9 protein-coding genes are annotated in these 5513 nt (G+C 44.5%); all 9 read right to left on the reverse strand.

Annotated features, from left to right (window positions below; genetic code table 11):
* Window positions 1–687, reverse strand: a 687-nt coding sequence (locus tag KI363_RS22575; RefSeq protein ID WP_281414154.1) for a major capsid protein, incomplete at its 3' end; no start/stop codon positions are given.
* Between the two features lie 36 nt (window positions 688–723).
* The gene (locus KI363_RS22580; RefSeq protein ID WP_000033471.1) at window positions 724–840 is read right to left on the reverse strand and encodes a phage DNA packaging protein J; all 117 of its coding nucleotides are present in this window, start codon (window positions 838–840) and stop codon (window positions 724–726) included.
* Window positions 840–1298 (reverse strand): scaffolding protein D, encoded by a 459-nt coding sequence (locus KI363_RS22585; RefSeq protein WP_000084700.1) that lies wholly within the window; start codon window positions 1296–1298, stop codon window positions 840–842. The genes KI363_RS22580 and KI363_RS22585 overlap by 1 nt, the downstream gene beginning before the upstream one ends.
* Window positions 1295–1534, reverse strand: coding sequence for a phage DNA packaging protein C (locus tag KI363_RS22595; RefSeq protein ID WP_016670801.1), 240 nt, complete (start codon window positions 1532–1534; stop codon window positions 1295–1297). Before KI363_RS22595 ends, KI363_RS22585 begins: the two co-directional genes overlap by 4 nt.
* Entirely contained in the window at window positions 1467–1619 is a 153-nt protein-coding gene (locus KI363_RS22600; protein ID WP_435988044.1) for a hypothetical protein, read from the reverse strand. Before KI363_RS22600 ends, KI363_RS22595 begins: the two co-directional genes overlap by 68 nt.
* Window positions 1552–3093, reverse strand: a complete 1542-nt coding sequence (locus KI363_RS22605; RefSeq protein WP_000252566.1) for a replication endonuclease — start codon at window positions 3091–3093, stop codon at window positions 1552–1554. The genes KI363_RS22600 and KI363_RS22605 overlap by 68 nt, the downstream gene beginning before the upstream one ends.
* A 63-nt stretch (window positions 3094–3156) precedes the next feature.
* On the reverse strand, window positions 3157–4143 hold the full coding sequence (locus tag KI363_RS22610; RefSeq protein ID WP_000466547.1) for a Minor spike protein: 987 nt from the start codon (window positions 4141–4143) through the stop codon (window positions 3157–3159).
* Between the two features lie 8 nt (window positions 4144–4151).
* Complete coding sequence (locus KI363_RS22615) at window positions 4152–4679, reverse strand: hypothetical protein (protein WP_000487867.1); 528 nt, start codon at window positions 4677–4679, stop codon at window positions 4152–4154.
* A gap of 110 nt (window positions 4680–4789) precedes the next feature.
* Window positions 4790–5513 (reverse strand): major capsid protein (locus KI363_RS22620; RefSeq protein ID WP_212967580.1); only part of this gene is annotated, 724 nt, incomplete at its 5' end.

Here is a 5513-nt window from a genome sequence, read left to right on the forward strand (position 1 = left end):
ATAAGAGGTTTTACCTCCAAATGAAGAAATAACATCATGGTAACGCTGCATGAAGTAATCACGTTCTTGGTCAGTATGCAAATTAGCATAAGCAGCTTGCAGACCCATAATGTCAATAGATGTGGTAGAAGTCGTCATTTGGCGAGAAAGCTCAGTCTCAGGAGGAAGCGGAGCAGTCCAAATGTTTTTGAGATGGCAGCAACGGAAACCATAACGAGCATCATCTTGATTAAGCTCATTAGGGTTAGCCTCGGTACGGTCAGGCATCCACGGCGCTTTAAAATAGTTGTTATAGATATTCAAATAACCCTGAAACAAATGCTTAGGGATTTTATTGGTATCAGGGTTAATCGTGCCAAGAAAAGCGGCATGGTCAATATAACCAGTAGTGTTAACAGTCGGGAGAGGAGTGGCATTAACACCATCCTTCATGAACTTAATCCACTGTTCACCATAAACGTGACGATGAGGGACATAAAAAGTAAAAATGTCTACAGTAGAGTCAATAGCAAGGCCACGACGCAATGGAGAAAGACGGAGAGCGCCAACGGCGTCCATCTCGAAGGAGTCGCCAGCGATAACCGGAGTAGTTGAAATGGTAATAAGACGACCAATCTGACCAGCAAGGAAGCCAAGATGGGAAAGGTCATGCGGCATACGCTCGGCGCCAGTTTGAATATTAGACATAATTTATCCTCAAGTAAGGGGCCGAAGCCCCTGCAATTAAAATTGTTGACCACCTACATACCAAAGACGAGCGCCTTTACGCTTGCCTTTAGTACCTCGCAACGGCTGCGGACGACCAGGGCGAGCGCCAGAACGTTTTTTACCTTTAGACATTACATCACTCCTTCTGCACGTAATTTTTGACGCACGTTTTCTTCTGCGTCAGTAAGAACGTCAGTGTTTCCTGCGCGTACACGCAAGGTAAACGCGAACAATTCAGCGGCTTTAACCGGACGCTCGACGCCATTAATAATGTTTTCCGTAAATTCAGCGCCTTCCATGATGAGACAGGCCGTTTGAATGTTGACGGGATGAACATAATAAGCAATGACGGCAGCAATAAACTCAACAGGAGCAGGAAAGCGAGGGTATCCTACAAAGTCCAGCGTACCATAAACGCAAGCCTCAACGCAGCGACGAGCACGAGAGCGGTCAGTAGCAATCCAAACTTTGTTACTCGTCAGAAAATCGAAATCATCTTCGGTTAAATCCAAAACGGCAGAAGCCTGAATGAGCTTAATAGAGGCCAAAGCGGTCTGGAAACGTACGGATTGTTCAGTAACTTGACTCATGATTTCTTACCTATTAGTGGTTGAACAGCATCGGACTCAGATAGTAATCCACGCTCTTTTAAAATGTCAACAAGAGAATCTCTACCATGAACAAAATGTGACTCATATCTAAACCAGTCCTTGACGAACGTGCCAAGCATATTAAGCCACTTCTCCTCATCCAACGCGTCAGTTTTTGACAGAATCGTTAGTTGATGGCGAAAGGTCGCAAAGTAAGAGCTTCTCGAGCTGCGCAAGGATAGGTCGAATTTTCTCATTTTCCGCCAGCAGTCCACTTCGATTTAATTCGTAAACAAGCAGTAGTAATTCCTGCTTTATCAAGATAATTTTTCGACTCATCAGAAATATCCGAAAGTGTTAACTTCTGCGTCATGGAAGCGATAAAACTCTGCAGGTTGGATACGCCAATCATTTTTATCGAAGCGCGCATAAATTTGAGCAGATTTGTCGTCACAGGTTGCGCCGCCAAAACGTCGGCTACAGTAACTTTTCCCAGCCTCAATCTCATCTCTCTTTTTGCGTTCTGCTTCAATATCTGGTTGAACGGCGTCGCGTCGTAACCCAGCTTGGTAAGTTGGATTAAGCACTCCGTGGACAGATTTGTCATTGTGAGCATTTTCATCCCGAAGTTGCGGCTCATTCTGATTCTGAACAGCTTCTTGGGAAGTAGCGACAGCTTGGTTTTTAGTGAGTTGTTCCATTCTTTAGCTCCTAGACCTTTAGCAGCAAGGTCCATATCTGACTTTTTGTTAACGTATTTAGCCACATAGAAACCAACAGCCATATAACTGGTAGCTTTAAGCGGCTCACCTTTAGCATCAACAGGCCACAACCAACCAGAACGTGAAAAAGCGTCCTGCGTGTAGCGAACTGCGATGGGCATACTGTAACCATAAGGCCACGTATTTTGCAAGCTATTTAACTGGCGGCGATTGCGTACCCGACGACCAAAATTAGGGTCAACGCTACCTGTAGGAAGTGTCCGCATAAAGTGCACCGCATGGAAATGAAGACGGCCATTAGCTGTACCATACTCAGGCACACAAAAATACTGATAGCAGTCGGCGTGTGAATCATTAGCCTTGCGACCCTCGGCAGCAAGAACCATACGACCAATATCACGAAAATAGTCACGCAAAGCATTGGGATTATCATAAAACGCCTCTAATCGGTCGTCAGCCAACGTGAGAGTGTCAAAAACGATAAACCAACCATCAGCATGAGCCTGTCGCATTGCATTCATCAAACGCTGAATAGCAAAGCCTCTACGCGATTTCATAGTGGAGGCCTCCAGCAATCTTGAACACTCATCCTTAATACCTTTCTTTTTGGGGTAATTATACTCATCGCGAATATCCTTAAGAGGGCGTTCAGCAGCCAGCTTGCGGCAAAACTGCGTAACCGTCTTCTCGTTCTCTAAAAACCATTTTTCGTCCCCTTCGGGGCGGTGGTCTATAGTGTTATTAATATCAAGTTGGGGGAGCACATTGTAGCATTGTGCCAATTCATCCATTAACTTCTCAGTAACAGATACAAACTCATCACGAACGTCAGAAGCAGCCTTATGGCCGTCAACATACATATCACCATTATCGAACTCAACGCCCTGCATACGAAAAGACAGAATCTCTTCCAAGAGCTTGATGCGGTTATCCATCTGCTTATGGAAGCCAAGCATTGGGGATTGAGAAAGAGTAGAAATGCCACAAGCCTCAATAGCAGGTTTAAGAGCCTCGATACGCTCAAAGTCAAAATAATCAGCGTGACATTCAGAAGGGTAATAAGAACGAACCATAAAAAAGCCTCCAAGATTTGGAGGCATGAAAACATACAATTGGGAGGGTGTCAATCCTGACGGTTATTTCCTAGACAAATTAGAGCCAATACCATCAGCTTTACCGTCTTTCCAGAAATTGTTCCAAGTATCGGCAACAGCTTTATCAATACCATGAAAAATATCAACCACACCAGAAGCAGCATCAGTGACGACATTAGAAATATCCTTTGCAGTAGCGCCAATATGAGAAGAGCCATACCGCTGATTCTGCGTTTGCTGATGAACTAAGTCAACCTCAGCACTAACCTTGCGAGTCATTTCTTTGATTTGGTCATTGGTAAAATACTGACCAGCCGTTTGAGCTTGAGTAAGCATTTGGCGCATAATCTCGGAAACCTGCTGTTGCTTGGAAAGATTGGTGTTTTCCATAATAGACGCAACGCGAGCAGTAGACTCCTTCTGTTGATAAGCAAGCATCTCATTTTGTGCATATACCTGGTCTTTCGTATTCTGGCGTGAAGTCGCCGACTGAATGCCAGCAATCTCTTTTTGAGTCTCATTTTGCATCTCGGCAATCTCTTTCTGATTGTCCAGTTGCATTTTAGTAAGCTCTTTTTGATTCTCAAATCCGGCGTCAACCATACCAGCAGAGGAAGCATCAGCACCAGCACGCTCCCAAGCATTAAGCTCAGGAAATGCAGCAGCAAGATAATCACGAGTATCCTTTCCTTTATCAGCGGCAGACTTGCCACCAAGTCCAACCAAATCAAGCAACTTATCAGAAACGGCAGAAGTGCCAGCCTGCAACGTACCTTCAAGAAGTCCTTTACCAGCTTTAGCCATAGCACCAGAAACAAAACTAGGGACGGCCTCATCAGGGTTAGGAACATTAGAGCCTTGAATGGCAGATTTAATACCAGCATCACCCATGCCTACAGTATTGTTATCGGTAGCAAGCACATCACCTTGAATGCCACCGGAGGCGGCTTTTTGACCGCCTCCAAACAATTTAGACATGGCGCCACCAGCAAGAGCAGAAGCAATACCGCCAGCAATAGCACCAAACATAAATCACCTCACTTAAGTGGCTGGAGACAAATAATCTCTTTAATAACCTGATTCAGCGAAACCAATCCGCGGCATTTAGTAGCGGTAAAGTTAGACCAAACCATGAAACCAACATAAACATTATTGCCCGGCGTACGGGGAAGGACGTCAATAGTCACACAGTCCTTGACGGTATAATAACCACCATCATGGCGACCATCCAAAGGATAAACATCATAGGCAGTCGGGAGGGTAGTCGGAACCGAAGAAGACTCAAAGCGAACCAAACAGGCAAAAAATTTAGGGTCGGCATCAAAAGCAATATCAGCACCAACAGAAACAACCTGATTAGCGGCGTTGACAGATGTATCCATCTGAATGCAATGAAGAAAACCACCATTACCAGCATTAACCGTCAAACTATCAAAATATAACGTTGACGATGTAGCTTTAGGTGTCTGTAAAACAGGTGCCGAAGAAGCTGGAGTAACAGAAGTGAGAACCAGCTTATCAGAAAAAAAGTTTGAATTATGGCGAGAAATAAAAGTCTGAAACATGATTAAACTCCTAAGCAGAAAACCTACCGCGCTTCGCTTGGTCAACCCCTCAGCGGCAAAAATTAAAATTTTTACCGCTTCGGCGTTATAACCTCACACTCAATCTTTTATCACGAAGTCATGATTGAATCGCGAGTGGTCGGCAGATTGCGATAAACGGTCACATTAAATTTAACCTGACTATTCCACTGCAACAACTGAACGGACTGGAAACACTGGTCATAATCATGGTGGCGAATAAGTACGCGTTCTTGCAAATCACCAGAAGGCGGTTCCTGAATGAATGGGAAGCCTTCAAGAAGGTGATAAGCAGGAGAAACATACGAAGGCGCATAACGATACCACTGACCCTCAGCAATCTTAAACTTCTTAGACGAATCACCAGAACGGAAAACATCCTTCATAGAAATTTCACGCGGCGGCAAGTTGCCATACAAAACAGGGTCGCCAGCAATATCGGTATAAGTCAAAGCACCTTTAGCGTTAAGGTACTGAATCTCTTTAGTCGCAGTAGGCGGAAAACGAACAAGCGCAAGAGTAAACATAGTGCCATGCTCAGGAACAAAGAAACGCGGCACAGAATGTTTATAGGTCTGTTGAACACGACCAGAAAACTGGCCTAACGACGTTTGGTCAGTTCCATCAACATCATAGCCAGATGCCCAGAGATTAGAGCGCATGACAAGTAAAGGACGGTTGTCAGCGTCATAAGAGGTTTTACCTCCAAATGAAGAAATAACATCATGGTAACGCTGCATGAAGTAATCACGTTCTTGGTCAGTATGCAAATTAGCATAAGCAGCTTGCAGACCCATAATGTCAATAGATGTGGTA

It is taken from the genome of Lederbergia ruris (genome assembly GCF_018332955.1).
GTDB lineage: Bacteria > Bacillota > Bacilli > Bacillales > Bacillaceae_C > Lederbergia > Lederbergia ruris.